The following is a 15,743-nucleotide window of genomic DNA, read 5'->3' as shown; positions in this document are numbered from 1 at the left end:
ACGGCAACAAGCAAAAGCTTGCAGTACCGTAGCACCCATTTTCTCGTCAGTTCGAAAACGGTACACCTAGGCCAGCGTCAATGAAATGCACCCAGTCATGCGGCGCGTCATGGGTTTACGCAGTAATCAGGCTCGGTGTGTCACTCGATACGAACGAGACTGGCTGGCTAAGCAAACAAGCTGTAATAGGGATACTGGGAGTTCATCTCTATATATCATTTAACATAATATACATTATGCGCAATCAGGCTTATAGATAGAACGAAGGGGCCGGAGGCCCCTGATGCTCAACTCTTCCATGAATCACGAGCCTTTTCCCAAGGAACCCACGCAAGATGGGCTCTCTCTTCACTAAAATCACCTGCTTTAGCAAGGGATGCCGGATGAAACTCGGCATACAAAGAAGTCAATTGACGTTGTAAAGGATCAAGCCAAATACAACCAACAGAAGGCTCTCTTCCGCAAGAATCGTCAATAGTTGTAACCGTCATCAATGGGCCGCCACTTTGCAACTGAACTATCTCACCAAATGCAAAATATTCGCGCTGTTGAGTGTCCGGTTCACTGCCAACTCGGCTAAGCGAATGCACTGCAAACTGTTCTATCTGAACGCGTTCTGAAGCAGGACAAAACCATACACATGTGGCTAGTTGTCTTTCCTGATCAACACCATCAATGGTCATATCAAAGCTACCACTACGCAATACAACCAGTTGACCTGGGGCAATCAAATCGATTCGTTCGCTCATTGGTAAATGATCCTTTAGACAGGGCTAACCACACTGGCTAGCTAAAAAGATCGTACCAAACACAGAATCCAATAGATACGTATTGACATGGATTTATTTAATGATGTCAACATGTTAGCTGCTGTCATCGATGCCGATAAATGGGGTTATCGGCATTATTTGAGAAATTCAATTGGCCGAATTTATCCGTTTCTTCGATATGAGCATGCCCTTTAATCGGACGATAACGAAATGTTAGCCGGCCATCTTGTTTGACAACCCGAGACGCCTCTTCCAACCCAACTTCAATTAGCTTCCTGGCTATTTGGAAATAGAAGATCCCCCGACCGGCAGATCCACCCAGTTCCCCTCACCCACAATGATTGCGCGCTCAGCTGGATAATCCGGGAATGGCCTGTTCCTGATGGGAGACGTTATGCCACTGACAATGGAGTCCCCTCCCCTGATCCGACATCGTGAAGCCACGATATTTGGCAAGACGGGAAGTGGGCGATAAGAAGGGAAGATGTTGACGTCTGCGGGAAACAAATCACATGGCCATCCATGGCCAAGGCACCATGTATGGGGTCCCTCCCCTGCCCCTGTAAATCAACCTAACGTCATAAAAGAAGCTGCGAGTTGAATGTGGTGAATATATTTTTCCCAACTTTGTTATCTCTCACTTTCTAGCCCAGTCGGTCCAATGGTTTTTTCTGGGCACTCTCATGTCGCTCGCTATTACTGGTATGCAGATATTTCGAGGTGGTATCTATGCTGTCGTGGCCGGCATCGGCCTGGACGTGAGAGAGCGGCCGGCCGTTGAGATTGATATCGTGAGTGATGCCGGTGTGGCGGATGGCATGGGGCGACAGTTGGCGCATCTCGGCCGCATCCTGAGCAAAGCCATCCTGCTCGGCAAGATCGGCTCCCTTGGCGATCACCATCATGATGAGATCCCGCAATTGACGGATCCCCAGATTGGCGTTGAGTTGCCCCTGTTCGCGGCCATGCCCTGCCGCCTTGTGCCGGATAAAGAGCGGTGTCTGTTCGTCCGGCGCCGGCAACGGCGTCAAGCCCAGAAAACGGCGGTAGCGGCCAAGAGCCTCCAGCAGCGCCTGCGAGACAGCCACGGTTCGCCGTTTGCCACCCTTGCTCTGGGGAATGTAATAGCCCCAGACGCCGGTTTTGCGGTCCCGGCGAAATTGCCCCATCACGGGGGTAAAGCCCGGTCTGGCGGCCACTTCCGAGATCCGCAGATAACAGGCGTACATCAGTATGGTAAGAAACCGGCTGCGTTCGTGCTGCTCGGGATTGTCATTGGCCAGCCACTCGGCGGCCTGCATCACATAGGACCATTGCAGCTCGCTGAAGGATTGCACCTGATCATCCGGTTCCCTCTCCACCGGGCGTTTCGCCCGCTGCAACAACAGCACCGGGTTTCTGTCCATGTACTCTTCCTGGATAAGGTACTGGAAAAAGGCCGACAGGATGGCGAGCTTGGTCTTCATCGCCTGCTCGCTCAGCCGATATGGCAGGGCCCGCCCGAGATCCTTTTTGCCGAGAAAAGGGCGCCAATGGGGATTAGGCAGGCGCTCCCCCCACTCTTTGTCGAGCACGAACTGCGCCACATTGCGATAGGCAATCAGCTCCTGTGGTGGGGACTGGCAGTAGTCCAGATAGCGCATCATGATGCGGCGAGTCAGATCTTTGGGGCTGATGGCGGCCTCGCGAAAGCACCAGTGGAAAAAGGTGGTCAGCTCGCTGCGGTAGGTCTTGTAGTTGTTTTCGTTATGGCGCTGCTCCAGCAGCCAGTCGACCGCCAGTTCGTAGACCAGCCCGGCGTCGGGGATATCGTTCAGACTGAGGTTGGCTAGATAGAGATTGACCTGGGTATTGCCGGCTTCCAGGTAGGCCAGACCGTCAAAGAGCGGCATGGCGGGGGGCAAAGAACAAGTTGGATGAGTCATGGTGTAGCTTGTAATGGTGATGCTATGGCTTGGCAAGAGTGCGTTGATTCAAAGGCAAGTTCAGGGTGTGGATACAACAAGGCCCGTACGGTTGCCAGCTTATCCGGCTCCCTGACCTGCGGGGCGCGACTATCGATAAGTCGATGCTGTTAGACCCGGCATCAAGCCGATACGGTGCTGGCGACCGCACTCTGAATACGGCTCTGGTTTATGCAATGAATATGCAGTGTTGTTAAAAATTTATCGGGGTAAATATCGGCAAAAATGACTATAAATGCTGATTTAGTGAATGCGGTAGATATTTACCCCAAGCGCGGCGTACCAGGGGGCCTTAAGCCACCTGCTTGAGCGGCTTCTCTTTGCGTTTGGTCGGCGCCTGTTCATCTTCCTTGTTGCTCGTCGTTTGCAGCTTGCCGCCACGCAGCAGGGTTTGCAGTCGATCACGCTGTTCGGCTAGGTAGAATGCCAGGCTCTCTTGCTGCTGCGGGGCCAGCTCGATGGGGGCCTCTTCCAGCAGCATGAGCTCGTCCGCCGTATCCAGCAGTTTGTCATAGGCATCTGCCTCTTTCTTGCTGGCAAAGGTCATCTTCTCCACTCCCCCACGAACCACGACATATTTGATTTCGACAGCCATGATGGCCTCCTCTTGGTGTTGGTCAGTAGAGTATATGTATGGATATACAGTATTGCAAACAGGGGAAGGGAAAAGTGCGATGGAGGAAGCAGCTATTGACGTCGTGAGATAGTAAAGTGTCATTTGGCTTCTAGGTCTGACTGGTCGGAGCATGGATTGATGACGATCGTACAACACCTGTTTATCCTGTTGATGGTGGAGGTGCTGCTGCTCGGAGGCATTGGCCGCCTGGTGATGGATCTCCCCTGGCTGTTGACCCTGCTGTGGGTGGCGCTGACTCTGCTGATGTTGCGCTGCCTGGTGGTGCTGGGCAGCTGGCTGTTCACCCGCTTTTACCCCTCCCCGGCTATCAGCCTCTGGGCCAGGGTCAAAATGATGGCCGGCGAGATGCTTGCCTACCTCTACACCTTCACCTGGCTGCTCCCCTTCGAGCCGCTGCTGATGGCCCCCGATCGGCTGCCACCCTGCCGGCGTCCCGTGTTGCTGGTGCATGGTTATGGTTGCAGCCGCGGGATCTGGCGCACCCAGCGAGCCAGGCTTGAGGCCGCCGGTCACGTGGTGGCGACCATCACCCTCTCTCCACCCTTTGGCCATATCGACGAGATGGTGCCCCTGCTTGCCCGGCGGATTGACCATGTGCTGGCCCAGACCGGTACCAGCCAGCTGCTGCTGATCGGTCACAGTATGGGGGGGCTGGTATGCCGCGACTATCTGGCGGTCGCCGGCGGTGACAAGGTGGCCGCGCTGATCACCCTGGCGACCCCTCACCAGGGCAGCCAGCTGGCGATGCTGGGGGTGGGCGCCAACGCCCGCGAGATGGAGCCGGGCTCCGGCTGGTTGCAACGCTTTGCCAGCGTGCCCCTGTGCGTGCCCGGGGTGTCGGTGCGCACCAGCCACGACAACGTGGTGATGCCCCAGGAGCGTCAGCGGCTGGACGGGATGGAAGATATCGAACTGCCCGCTCTCGGCCACCTCTCCCTGCTTTACTCCCGTCGTACCACGGATCTGCTGCTGGGACTCCTGCAACGCTTCTGAAAAAAACGGGCCTGATCGCTCAGGCCCGTTGTGCTTATGACTTCTTTCGTGTTGCTAGAAGTGAATCCCCTTGATCAGGGTCGAGACCGCGACCTGATCGGCGGTTGCCTTGGATTGATCGCCATCTTTGGGGTCGGCAAAGGTGCGAAAACTCGTGTTCATGATCACTTGGGCTACTCGCGGGGCCAGGGCATGGACCACCTGACCGAACACTCCGAGTCGAGTTGCCAGACGTACGTGCTTGTTGATGATGGTGTCGCACACCAGATCGGCCGCCTCTTCTGGCGTCATCATGGGCACCTGGTCATACACCTTGGTCGGCGCCACCATGGGGGTCTTCACCAGCGGCATATTGATGATGGAGAAGTTCACCCCCTTGTCGGCAAACTCGGAGGCCGCAGTGCGCACCCAGGCATCGAGGGCCGACTTGGAGGCAACATAGGCCGAGAAGCGCGGCGCATTGGTCAGCACCCCGATGGAGGAGATGTTGATGATGTGCCCCTTCTTCTTCTCGATCATCCCTGGCAGCACCCCCATGATCACCTTGAGCGCTCCGAAGTAGTTGAGCTGCATGGTGCGCTCAAGATCGTGGAAGCGATCGAAGGAGTCCTCGATGGAGCGGCGAATGGAGCGACCGGCATTGTTGATGAGGATATCGACCCCGCCATGATCCGCGACGATTTGTTGGGTGATGGCTTCCCCCTGTGCCAGATCGGCCAAGTCTCCCTGATAGACCTGCAGTGACAGGCCGAGCTCGGCAAATTCGGCCCGGGTCTCGGCAATCTTCTGCTCATCGCGGGCGATGGTCACGACGATGGCCCCCGCCCCTGCCAGTTTGCGGGCCGTGGCCCGACCAATGCCGGAAGTAGCGCCAGTGACCAGCACCACCTTGCCCTCGACCCGGCCGCGCAGGGTGCGGTCGATGAAGAGCTCGGGGTCGAGGTGGCGCTCCCAGTAGTCCCACAGACGCCAGGCGTAGCTGTGCAGCGGTGGTACCTCAATGCCGGTTCCTTTCAGTACGCGCTGGGTCTCCCGGCTGTCGAAGCGGGTTGGATAGTTGATAAGGCGAAATACATCCTTGGGCAGCCCCAGATCGGCGATGGCGGCATCGCGGATGCGGCGCACCGGCGTCATGGTCATCAGCATCGCCATCAGGTGGCGCGGGATAAAGCTGAACAGGGAGGCATTGATGCGGATGGCGGGTTCCGGGGCGTGGGCGGCGCGGGAGAAGGTGCTGAGCATATCGCCGACCCGCATCGGGTTGGGATCCGTCAGGTGGAAGGTCTTGTTCTCCTCCCCCGCCTGATGAGAGATGTGGGCCATGGCATCGACCACGAAGTTGACCGGCACCACGTTGATGCGTCCCCCTTCCACCCCGATGGCGGGCATCCAGGGGGGGAGCAGGCGACGCAGTTTCTGGATGGTCTTGAAGAAGTAATAGGGGCCGTCAATCTTGTCCATCTCGCCGGTGTTGGCATCCCCTACCACGATCCCGGGTCGGTAGATGCGCCAGGGCACCATGCACTCCTTGCGCACGATCCCCTCGGCCTCGTGCTTGGTCTGGAAATAGGGCAGATCGAGCTGCTCGGCCTCCTCGAACATGTCTTCCCGAAACAGGCCGTCGAACAGGCCGGCCGCCGCGATGGAGCTGCAGTGATGGAACTGGCGGGCACCCAGCTGGGCCGCCAGTTGCACCGCCTGACGGGTGCCATCGACGTTGACCTGTTGCTGGACGCCCGCCTTGGCGTTGAGATCATAAATGGCAGCCAGGTGAAAGAAGTGATCGATCCGATCGTGAAGCTCCCCTTGCTGCGCCTCTGTCACTCCCAGCAGCGGCAGCGTCATATCCCCGAATACCGGAGTAGCTCGTCCTTCATCCACCTGCCAGTAGTCGTAAAGCTCGGGTAATTTATCCTGATTGGCGGCGCGCATCAGAAAATAAACGTGATTGTCAGGGGATTGTGCCAGCAATTTCTTAATCAACCTGCGCCCGATAAAACCACTTCCGCCTGTGATGAAATAGTTCATGTTATGGTTCCGCTACTGATTTTACTGTTAGTTGATGTTAGGTATATCACGATTCATATGGGAATCTTCAATACAATTACCGGTTCGTGAGCCATCCCTAAATTCAGTTAATCGACTATTTCGTTATTAGGTAGAACCCTCTATTTTTTGTCCATAGACTGAAGATGAAAAATCAGTAATGCCTCAACCGGATTGCCGTTGTCGTTGTCGCCATTACATGTATCTGCCGTTATTCAAGGAGCAATATCATGGCTAAAAAACTTAAAGCGCTGGCCGGTTCGGTCACCGACAACCAACTCGCCTCCACCATCAAGGAGTCGACCCAGCAGATCTGGTTGGCAGGGCTCGGTGCCTATTCCAAAGCCCAGGAAGAGGGTGGCAAGATCTTTGACGCCTTGGTGCAGGAAGGGGAAGCTCTGCAGGCCAAGACCCGCCAGAGCGCCGATGAGAAGATCGCCGCCGTGGCCGACAAGACTGCCGGTACCTGGGGTCGTCTGGAGCAAGTGTTCGAGGAGCGCGTCGCCCGTGCGGTGGCCAGCCTCGGGATCCCGACCCGCAAGGACATCGACAAGCTCTCCAAGCGCATGGCCGAGCTGACCGAGGTGGTACAACAGCTGCTGGATGCCCAGGAGGGCGAGGCCCCTGCCGCCGAAGCCAAACCTGCCCCGGCCAAAAAGCCGGCTCCCCGCAAGGCTCCGGTAAAGAAAGCGCCGGTCGCCAAGGCCAAGGAGGCGGTCGCTGAAGAGGCTGCGGATCTGCTCTCCGCCGCCGAAGAGGCGGTAAAAGAGGTTAAGGCCAAGGCGGAAAGCGTCCTCCCCTGATCCCCTGACGGTGCACTGCTAATCGATACCGGCCCATGCCCTGCGCTGGGCCGGTATCGTCATGAAAAGTGTCATGAAGAGTGTCATGGAGAGGGAGGCGACTATGAGTACGATCGCGATGGCCCTTGCCGGCGGCGGCCCGCTTGGTGGTATCTATGAAGTCGGTGCCTGTGCGGCGCTCTCCGACAGCATCCGTGGGCTGCGCCTCGAACATGCGGATATCTATGTGGGGGTCAGCTCAGGCGCCGTGGTCGCCTCGGCCCTGGCCAACGGCATTTCGCCGGAGAAACTGGTGCGGATCCTGCTCAGTGACGACGCCGGCGAGATCTTCGACCCCGCCACCCTGCTGCGCCCTGCCTTTCGTGAATATGTCGCGCGCCTTGGCACCATACCGCCGCTGGCGTGGCAGAGCCTGACCCACTATCTGGCCGCCCCCTGGAAACACAGTCTGTTCGAATCCCTGCAGGGGCTCGCCAAGGCGATCCCGACCGGTCTGTTTGACAACCGTGGGGTGGATCGCATCCTGACCCAGTTCTTCTCCCGCCCTGGTCGCAGCAACGATTTTCGCGAGCTCAACAGCCGCCTCTTTGTGGTGGCGACCGAACTCGATACAGGTCACCCGGTGGCTTTCGGCTGCCCGGGGTACGACAATGTGCCCATTTCGGCCGCGGTACAGGCCTCGGCCGCCCTGCCCGGCCTCTTTCCCCCTTTGCTTATCAACGGTCGTTACTATGTGGACGGGGCGCTGATCAAGACGCTGCACGCCTCGGTGGCGCTGCAGGAGGGGGCGGATCTGGTCCTCTGCATCAATCCGCTGGTGCCCTTCGATGCGGACATGGCGACCAGCGAGCCCACCAACCTGGTGGATAGCGGCCTGCCGGTGGTGCTGGCCCAGACGTTTCGCGCCATCATCCACTCGCGCATGCATGTGGGGATGGACCGTTACCAGCATCAGTACCCCGATGCCGACGTCCTGCTGTTTGAACCCTCCCCCGCCGATGGTGAGATGTTTTTTACCAATGTGTTCAGTTACCGGGATCGCCGCCGTTTGTGCGAGCACGCCTATCAGCACACCCGCCGGGATCTCTGGGCGCGGCGCGAGACCTTGGCCCCTGTGCTGGCCCGGCACGGCCTTGAGCTCAATTTGGCGGCGCTGGCGGATGAACAGCGCACCCTGCTCACCCCCAGCACGGATGCGGTGGCGGCTCTCGACCGCTCGCTCGAGCAGTTGCAGCACTGGCTTACTCGCCGCTATGGCCAGGGGGCGCGGCGCCCCGTGTCGAAGGAGTAGCATGGAGCGCAAACCCAAGCGGCGTACCCGTGAGCGGATCCTGACCACCGCCCTTGCCTGCTTCAACCAGCAGGGTGAGAGTGCTGTCACCACCACCGCCATCGCGGCCGAGGTGGAGATAAGCCAGGGCAACCTCTACTACCACTTCCATAACAAGGAGGAGATAGTCAACGCCCTGTTCGGCGAATTCGAGCAGGAGATGACCCGTCTGCTCGATGCGGTCAGTGCCCCCTCCGACGAGCCGGAGGATATCTGGCTCTTCCTGCACCTGATGTTCGAGACCATCTGGAGATACCGCTTTTTCTACTACGACATCTCGGCTCTGATGAACAGCTATCACCGGGTCGAGCGGCACTTTTCCGCCCTGCTGCGGCGCAAGGAGCAGACCGCCGCGGCCATTTGCCACCATCTGCAAACGGTGGGGCTGATGTCGGGCACCTTGCAGCAGATGCAGTCTCTCGCCGCCAATATCGCGCTGGTGGGGACATTCTGGATTTCCTATCAACGGGCCCTGCACCCTGGCGAGGACGCCGATATCGCCCGCGGCGTGTTTCAGGTGATGCAGCTGGTGGCCCCCTATTTGCGCGAGGATGCCCGTGTTCATCTGGACGCCCTCGCCCACCACTACACCTGCAAGGTGTGAACCACATGCAACAGGGAGAACATGCATGACAACCTCACAGTCCCAACTCTCCGATTTCATCCCTTTCCCCTTTCCAGGCGGGGCCTATGAGTACCCGGGCGACGAGCTGGCCGAACAGTGGGCCATGCTGCATCAGGGGGATGCCGAACCCTGGCCCGAAGATCCCAAGGTGCAGGATGCCTGGCGCGCCTACCACGCCGGGGATTTTGCCCGGGCGGTGGCCCTTGGCAACGACGCCGGGGAGGCAGGGATCAATGTGGTGAACAAGGCGCTGGTGATCCATGCCAGCTACCTGCTGGAGGACAAGTACGCCAAGCGGGCCGCCTTTGAACTCGCCGCCAGCAACGCCGAGAAGCTGCAAAAGCGGCAGCCTGACAATGCCAACGCCTGGTATTTCCACGCCCTGGCGCTGGGGCGTTACAGCCAGGTGATCTCCATTTCCAAGGCCCTTTCCCAGGGGATCGGCGACAAGATAAAGAGCAGCCTGGAGAAGGCCCTCTCGCTCGCCCCCGAGCACGCTGAGGCGCATATCGCCTTCGGGGCCTGGCATGCGGAGATCGTCGACAAGCTCGGTGCCATGATAGGCGGCCTCACCTACGGGGCGAAAAAGGAGGAGTCAGAGCGCCACTTCCAGGCGGCGCTGGCCCTTATTCCGGACTCCGCCATCGCCCGTATGGAGTACGCCAATGCCCAGGTGATGCTGTATGGCAAGAGCCGTTTGAAGGCGGCCGAGGCCCTCTATGCCGAAGCGGCCAGCTGCGAGCCGGCCGATGCCATGGAGCGACTCGATGTGGAAGCGGCTCGTGAGGAACTGGAAGAGGAGTAACGATTCCGTTTAGCGCAAGCAAGGAGGCCAACCGTCGGGTTGGCCTCTGTTTTTTTAAGCAAAGGGCATGCGGGGGGGCGGCTCAGCCCAAGAGCGCATCCAGTCCGTCCGGGTCAAACAACAGCTCGGGATCCATCAACACCAGCAGCAACAGCTGCTCGAATTCCACCGCGAAGCGTTCCACTACGCTGTCGGGATCCGGCACTCTCAGCTTGTCGGTGATAAGGCCGAGCTGCACCTTGTTGTCGTAGGAGAGGATCGATACCCCGACCCCGATATCGCCGGCCTGGGGCACCCAGAACAGCGGCTGGCGCAGGCGGGCCCCCGCCAGATAGAGAGTCTGCTGGGGGCCCGGCACATTGGTGATGACGGCGCTGGCCTTGGCCGAGAGCAGATCGACTGCCTGTTGCTGCACCGTCTTCGGGGCCATGCCCAGCACCTCCAGCAAATTGAGCACCACCACGGGTTGTAGCGAGCTGCGCAGGGCCTGCATGCGATCGCGCACCGTGAAGAGCCGCTGCAGCGGGTGCTCGATATCAAGGGGCAGATCCAGGGCCACCAGCCCGAAGCGGTTGCCAAGGGTGCCATCATCGTCGGGCGCTCGCATATTGACCGGCACCAAGGCGCGGATCTCAATCTTGTCAGCGTCCTCCCCGTGGGCCTGCAGGTAGTGGCGAAACGCGCCGGCGGTGGCCGCGATCAGCAGATCATTGACCGAACAACCAAGCACCTTGCCCACCGCCTTTATGTCCGGCAAGGGGATCTGCTGCGACCAGGCCACCCGCTTGGTACTGCCGGTCTTGCCCTTGAGGCGGGAGGGGGAATCGTCCGCCAGAGTGGCGATGTTGCACAGCTCGCCCGCCACGTCACGGCCGGTCTTGAGATAATCCACCGCCCTGGTCGGGTGAGTGAGTACCTCGACGTATTTGGACCAGAGGGTGCCGGTGAGTTTGAGCCCGGCCCGCACCAGGCGGCTGCCTTGATGCGACTCCTCCTCTTCCTCGTCATCCTCATCTATGCGGGGTTCGGACAAGGGAATGGCGGCCGGTTTGGGGGTGTTGTCCATCATGGTGAGCATGGCCTTAACCAGGGAAAAACCGTCCCCCATGGCGTGATGGATGCGCACCACCAGCGCCTGACCGCCAAGCGAGGTGTCGGTCAGGTGCATGTCCCACAGGGGACGCTGCGGGTTGAGGGGGGTGGAAGCAAGATCGGCCACCAGCTTTTCGAGCTCCAGCTTGCCCGCCTCGCCCGGCAGGATCACCCGTTTGAGATGCTGATCGAGATCGAAGTCGGGGTCGTGGCGCCAGTAGTAGCTCCCCCCTTCCAGCACGGCACGCTGGCGGAAGCGTGGTTGCAGGGAAATGGTGTGACGAAGACCTTGTCTCAGGCGCGCCTCGTCGAGCTGTCCGTCAAACATCAATACCCCGATGATCTGCATCAGGTTGTTGGGTCTGTCCATGCGCAGCCAGGCGGTATCGACGCAGGAGATAAATTCACTCAATGGCATCTTTGTTTCCCTACAAAATGCATTTTCGAGCTCATCAGTCATGCCGAACGGCATATTGGCATGGGGCATGTGCACGGTGAAATGACAATAAAAAGAGACGGCTTGCAATTAAACAAAACAAAACAAAAAGAGTTGTGTGGTATTCAAGCAGCCCGAGGCAGAATTATTTATTCCCCGGTTAAATAATTGGCGCGTTTCAAAAATAGATATTCAAACAAGGCGTCTTGCGAAAATTTATTATCCGCGAGGCGCCTTGAAAAAGTTTTAAACAGATTTCGGACAAGGGAGCCGATGTTTCACATAATCGAGGATCTCCTGCTCCAGCACGCTGCGTACCGGCAACAGCATCAATCCCAGATGCACTTCAAGATGCAGGGAGTCTTCGTCGAGAGTGAGCAGCCCCTGTACCCCGGAGCCGCGAAAGCGCAGTTCCGTCTCATCCTCGTTCGCCCATTCGCAGTCAAGCTGGTAGCTCTCCCCCATATCCTGGGCGATGGCTTCGGCGGCCAGTCGCGCTGCCGCCAGGCCCAGTTCATGCCGGCGGCTGACCTGAATGGTGGAAAGTGGGTTGCTGCCGCTGCGCGAGTCATAGAGGAACATGGCGAATACCTGCTGGGAAATGTTTATTGATATTAAACACATGTTCACGACAAGTGAAAGAGGTGTGCCGATAAATGGGACTCACTTAACAGAGTCGGTGGTCTGCCACTGGGCACCCGGGCTTGCCATTTATTCCCGGCCGCCGGCGCGTTACACTTTCTCTGACGCTATGGCAAAGCCACTGATTTTTCGACCCTTTGTTTATCCCCAGGCCAGAGAGCACGACATGACCCATCAGGATGACGCGAGTATCCAGGAGCGGCTCTATAGCCAGCTCAACCGGGTTGCCTCCCTGCGCGAGCAGATCCGCACCCACCCGCAAGACAAGGCGGACCGGGACAGGCTGCGCCAGTGGCAGGCTGACCGGCTGGGGCGCACCCATCAGGATCTGCTGCAAAGCGATCGTTATGGCCCGGCCGCCGAGTTCTTCCTGACTGATCTCTATGGCCCCGGGGATTGTGCCCGCCGGGATGCGGACGTGATGCGGGTGATGCCGACCGCCGAGCGTTTCTTGCCCGAGTCCGGCCTCAAGGTGCTGGCCCAGGCGATCGAGCTCGATGCCCTCTCGGAGGAGCTCGACTATCTGATGGTAGTGGCGCTGCGCCGCATCGATGGCATCGACCCCATCAGCGCGAACTATTACGCCATCGCCTATCGCGCCGTGGGGGAAAGGGCGCGGCGGGAGCAGCAGATTGCGCTGGTGGGTGAGCTTGGCGCGACTCTGGACCGACTGGCCCGAAAGCCCCTGCTCGGTACCACTCTCAAGCTGGTCTCCGGACCTGCCCATCTGGCGGGGCTGGGCGAGCTCTTTTCCTTCGTCGAGCGCGGCTATCGGGTCTGCCACCAGATGGGGCGGGCCGATGAGTTTCTGGCCACCATTGCCAGCCGCGAGACGGCGATCATGGATGCCCTGTTTGCAGGGGATGCTGACGTGCTGGCGTAAACGGAGGGATTGGCGGGCAGTTAGCGCGCTGCGCCTCTTTTCCGATAGCCAAGGCAAGAAAAAGCGGGCCAGATGGGCCCGCTGTCGTAGTTGGGTTTTTTAGATGGCCTGTGCGCCGGCAGATCAGATCACCAGCAGATCCATGAAGGTGTGGACCGGGGTGCTGGCCAGCTGCTTGCCATCCTGGCAGAGGGCGAGGATCTCCCCTACCCGCTTGGCCGGAAAACGGGTCGCCAGATTGTGGCGGAATTTCTCCACCAACAGCGGGATCCCCTCCTCACGGCGGCGGCGGTGGCCGACCGGATACTCCACCTCCACCTTGGCGGTGTGGGTACCATCCTTGAAGAACACCTGGATGGCGTTGGCAATGGAGCGCTTGTCCGCTTCAAGATATTCGCGGCTATAACGTTTGTCCTCCTGTACCACCATCTTGTCTCTCAACGCATCGATGCGAGGATCGGCGGCGATATCGTCCTCGTAATCCTCGGCGATGAGGCGACCGAAGATGAGGGGTACCGCCACCATGTACTGCAGGCAGTGATCCCGATCCGCCGGGTTGTTGAGGGCGCCCACCTTGCTGATGATGCGAATGGCCGACTCATGGGTGGTGAGCTCGATGTGGTCGATCTCATCCAGCCGCCCCTTCACCTCACCATGGAGCTTCATGGCGCACTCTACCGCGGTCTGGGCATGGAATTCGGCCGGATAGGAGATCTTGAACAGCACGTTCTCCATCACATAGCTGCCGTAGCCCTGGTGCAGGGCGAACTGGTTGCCCTTGAACAGGACGTCGTAGAAGCCCCACTTGGGGGCGCTCAGCACGCCGGGATAACCCATCTCGCCGCTCATGGTGATGAGGGCCAGGCGCACCGCACGGGACGTCGCATCCCCCGCCGCCCAGCTCTTGCGCGAACCGGCGTTCGGCGCGTGGCGATAGGTGCGCAGGCTCTGGCCATCAACCCAGGCCTGGGAGACGGCGTCGATCACCTGATCGCGCGTCCCCCCCAGCATGTGGGTCACCACGGCGGTGCTGGCTACCTTCACCAGCACCACGTGATCCAGGCCCACCCGGTTGAAGGAGTTCTCAAGCGCCAGGACACCTTGAATTTCATGGGCCTTCACCATGGCCACCAGCACATCGGCCATGGTCAGCGGCGCCTTGCCCTCGGCCACGCGGGTGCGGGAGAGCCAGTCGGCGGTGGCCAGGATCCCCCCCAGGTTGTCAGAGGGGTGTCCCCACTCGGCAGCGAGCCAGGTGTCGTTGTAGTCGAGCCAGCGGATGATGGCGCCGATATCCCAGGCCGCCTTGACCGGATCGAGGCAAAGCTGGGTGCCGGGCACCCGGGCACCAAAGGGGACGACAGTACCGGGCACTATGGGGCCCAGATGCTTGGTACACTCGGGAAAGCGCAGGGCCAGCAGGCCACAGCCCAGGGTATCCATCAGGCAGTGGCGGGCGGTGTCGAGGGCCGCCTGGCTGGTAATGGGGTGGCTGCAGACGTAATCGGCAATATCGACCAGTACCTGGTCAGGATCGGGTCTGTGGTTGACGTCGACGTTGGCGGACATCGTGATTTCCTTATCGTTGTTGTAGAGAGACAAAATGACGGGGGGCCGGACCGACGTAGTCGGCGCTCGGGCGGATGATCCGGTTGTGCTCACGCTGCTCCATCACATGGGCGCACCAGCCAGTGACCCGCGAACAGACGAAGATGGGGGTGAACAGCTTGGTCGGGATCCCCATGTAGTGATAGGCGCTGGCATGGAAGAAGTCGGCGTTGGGAAAGAGCTCTTTTTCTTCCCACATCACCTTCTCCGCCTCGCAGGAGACGCGGTAGAGACGATCATCGCCGAAGGCTTGGGCCAGCTGTTCCGCCCACCCTTTGATAATGACGTTGCGCGGATCCGAGGTGCGATAGACCGCGTGGCCAAAGCCCATGATCTTCTCCTTAGCCGCGAGTTTGGCCAGCAGCTCGCGTCTGGCCTGGGCCTCGTCCTGCCAATCCTCGATCATCGCCATGGCCGCCTCGTTGGCGCCACCGTGCAGAGGCCCACGCAGGGTGCCGATGGCGGCGGTGATGCAGGAGAACATGTCGGAGAGGGTCGAGGCGCAGACCCGGGCCGCGAAAGTAGAGGCGTTGAATTCGTGCTCGGCATAGAGGATGAGGGAAACGTGCATGACGCGCCGCTCCAGCTCGCTCGGGGCTTTCTGGTGCAACAGCGCCAGGAAGTGGCCGCCGATGCACTCCTCGTCGGTATCCAGTGGGATGCGCACCCCTTCGTGGCTGAACTTGTACCAGTAGATGAGAATGCCCGGGAAGGCCGCCAGCAGGCGATCGGCCACCTCGTGTTCATGCTCGAAGCCATCTTCCGGCTCCAGATCTCCCAGCATGGAGCAACCGGTGCGCAGCACGTCCATGGGATGGGCATCGGCGGGAATACGCTCGAGCACCTCCAGCAGCGCGGCCGGCAGGGCGCGCAGGCGACGCAGTTCGCGTTTGTACTCCTGCAGTTGCTGCTTGCTCGGCAGCTCGCCCTTGAGCAGCAGGTAGGCGACCTCCTCGAACTGGGCGTTGTCGGCCAGCTCCTTGATGTCGTAGCCGCGATAGGTGAGCCCGGTGCCGCTCTTGCCCACGGTGCAGATGCTGGTCTCCCCCGCACTCTGTCCGCGCAGGCCGGCGCCGCCCAACGGTTTTTGCTGTCCCATTGCCTCTTCC

The 15,743-nt window shown here is 59.6% G+C and carries 14 protein-coding genes; 6 read left to right on the top strand and 8 right to left on the bottom strand.

What is annotated here, in order from left to right:
* Positions 1 to 287: 287 nt before the first annotated feature.
* The 3 genes from ACB028_RS09425 to ACB028_RS09415 all read right to left on the bottom strand — a co-directional run bounded on the left by ACB028_RS09425 (position 288) and on the right by ACB028_RS09415 (position 3,329).
* Complete coding sequence (locus tag ACB028_RS09425) at positions 288 to 749, bottom strand: DUF2158 domain-containing protein (protein ID WP_223377678.1); 462 nt, start codon at positions 747 to 749, stop codon at positions 288 to 290.
* A 665-nt stretch (positions 750 to 1,414) separates the two neighbouring features.
* Positions 1,415 to 2,662 carry a tyrosine-type recombinase/integrase gene (locus ACB028_RS09420; RefSeq protein WP_371144170.1) on the bottom strand — a complete coding sequence of 416 codons (1,248 nt, stop codon included), beginning with the start codon at positions 2,660 to 2,662 and terminating at the stop codon, positions 1,415 to 1,417.
* A 364-nt stretch (positions 2,663 to 3,026) separates the two neighbouring features.
* Positions 3,027 to 3,329 (bottom strand): YebG family protein, encoded by a 303-nt coding sequence (locus ACB028_RS09415; RefSeq protein ID WP_371144136.1) that lies wholly within the window; start codon positions 3,327 to 3,329, stop codon positions 3,027 to 3,029.
* Between the two features lie 159 nt (positions 3,330 to 3,488).
* Between ACB028_RS09415 and ACB028_RS09410 the strand changes: the two genes are divergently transcribed.
* Positions 3,489 to 4,364 carry an esterase/lipase family protein gene (locus tag ACB028_RS09410; protein WP_371144135.1) on the top strand — a complete coding sequence of 292 codons (876 nt, stop codon included), beginning with the start codon at positions 3,489 to 3,491 and terminating at the stop codon, positions 4,362 to 4,364.
* Between the two features lie 54 nt (positions 4,365 to 4,418).
* Here ACB028_RS09410 and ACB028_RS09405 read toward each other — a convergent pair whose 3' ends face one another.
* Positions 4,419 to 6,392, bottom strand: a complete 1,974-nt coding sequence (locus ACB028_RS09405; RefSeq protein WP_371144134.1) for an SDR family oxidoreductase — start codon at positions 6,390 to 6,392, stop codon at positions 4,419 to 4,421.
* A gap of 248 nt (positions 6,393 to 6,640) precedes the next feature.
* Here ACB028_RS09405 and ACB028_RS09400 point away from each other — a divergent pair, with 248 nt between their 5' ends.
* The 4 genes from ACB028_RS09400 (at position 6,641) to ACB028_RS09385 (ending at position 9,973) form a co-directional block, all read left to right on the top strand.
* Positions 6,641 to 7,213 carry a phasin family protein gene (locus tag ACB028_RS09400; protein WP_026457568.1) on the top strand — a complete coding sequence of 191 codons (573 nt, stop codon included), beginning with the start codon at positions 6,641 to 6,643 and terminating at the stop codon, positions 7,211 to 7,213.
* Between the two features lie 103 nt (positions 7,214 to 7,316).
* Positions 7,317 to 8,504, top strand: coding sequence for a patatin-like phospholipase family protein (locus tag ACB028_RS09395; RefSeq protein WP_371144133.1), 1,188 nt, complete (start codon positions 7,317 to 7,319; stop codon positions 8,502 to 8,504).
* A gap of 1 nt (position 8,505) precedes the next feature.
* Positions 8,506 to 9,147 (top strand): TetR/AcrR family transcriptional regulator, encoded by a 642-nt coding sequence (locus ACB028_RS09390; protein ID WP_371144132.1) that lies wholly within the window; start codon positions 8,506 to 8,508, stop codon positions 9,145 to 9,147.
* 25 nt (positions 9,148 to 9,172) lie between these two features.
* Positions 9,173 to 9,973 carry a hypothetical protein gene (locus tag ACB028_RS09385; RefSeq protein ID WP_371144131.1) on the top strand — a complete coding sequence of 267 codons (801 nt, stop codon included), beginning with the start codon at positions 9,173 to 9,175 and terminating at the stop codon, positions 9,971 to 9,973.
* Positions 9,974 to 10,055: 82 nt separating this feature from the next.
* Here ACB028_RS09385 and ACB028_RS09380 read toward each other — a convergent pair whose 3' ends face one another.
* Positions 10,056 to 11,483, bottom strand: coding sequence for a wax ester/triacylglycerol synthase family O-acyltransferase (locus ACB028_RS09380; protein WP_371144130.1), 1,428 nt, complete (start codon positions 11,481 to 11,483; stop codon positions 10,056 to 10,058).
* Between the two features lie 264 nt (positions 11,484 to 11,747).
* The gene (locus ACB028_RS09375) at positions 11,748 to 12,125 is read right to left on the bottom strand and encodes a polyhydroxyalkanoic acid system family protein (RefSeq protein ID WP_201977631.1); all 378 of its coding nucleotides are present in this window, start codon (positions 12,123 to 12,125) and stop codon (positions 11,748 to 11,750) included.
* Positions 12,126 to 12,309: 184 nt separating this feature from the next.
* On the opposite strand from ACB028_RS09375, the gene ACB028_RS09370 reads away from it, so the two are divergent.
* Positions 12,310 to 13,026, top strand: a complete 717-nt coding sequence (locus ACB028_RS09370) for a hypothetical protein (protein ID WP_371144129.1) — start codon at positions 12,310 to 12,312, stop codon at positions 13,024 to 13,026.
* A gap of 123 nt (positions 13,027 to 13,149) precedes the next feature.
* Here the strand turns inward: ACB028_RS09370 and ACB028_RS09365 are convergent, their stop codons facing one another.
* Both ACB028_RS09365 and prpC read right to left on the bottom strand, forming a co-directional pair.
* A complete protein-coding gene (locus ACB028_RS09365) occupies positions 13,150 to 14,595 on the bottom strand; it encodes a bifunctional 2-methylcitrate dehydratase/aconitate hydratase (protein ID WP_371144128.1) in 1,446 nt (481 codons plus the stop codon).
* A gap of 10 nt (positions 14,596 to 14,605) precedes the next feature.
* Positions 14,606 to 15,733, bottom strand: a complete 1,128-nt coding sequence (gene prpC / locus ACB028_RS09360; RefSeq protein ID WP_042069398.1) for a 2-methylcitrate synthase — start codon at positions 15,731 to 15,733, stop codon at positions 14,606 to 14,608.
* Positions 15,734 to 15,743: the final 10 nt, after the last annotated feature.

It is taken from the genome of Aeromonas sp. S9(2024) (genome assembly GCF_041403185.1).
GTDB lineage: Bacteria > Pseudomonadota > Gammaproteobacteria > Enterobacterales > Aeromonadaceae > Aeromonas > Aeromonas enteropelogenes.
This window is presented reverse-complemented; position numbering and strand designations above follow the sequence as displayed.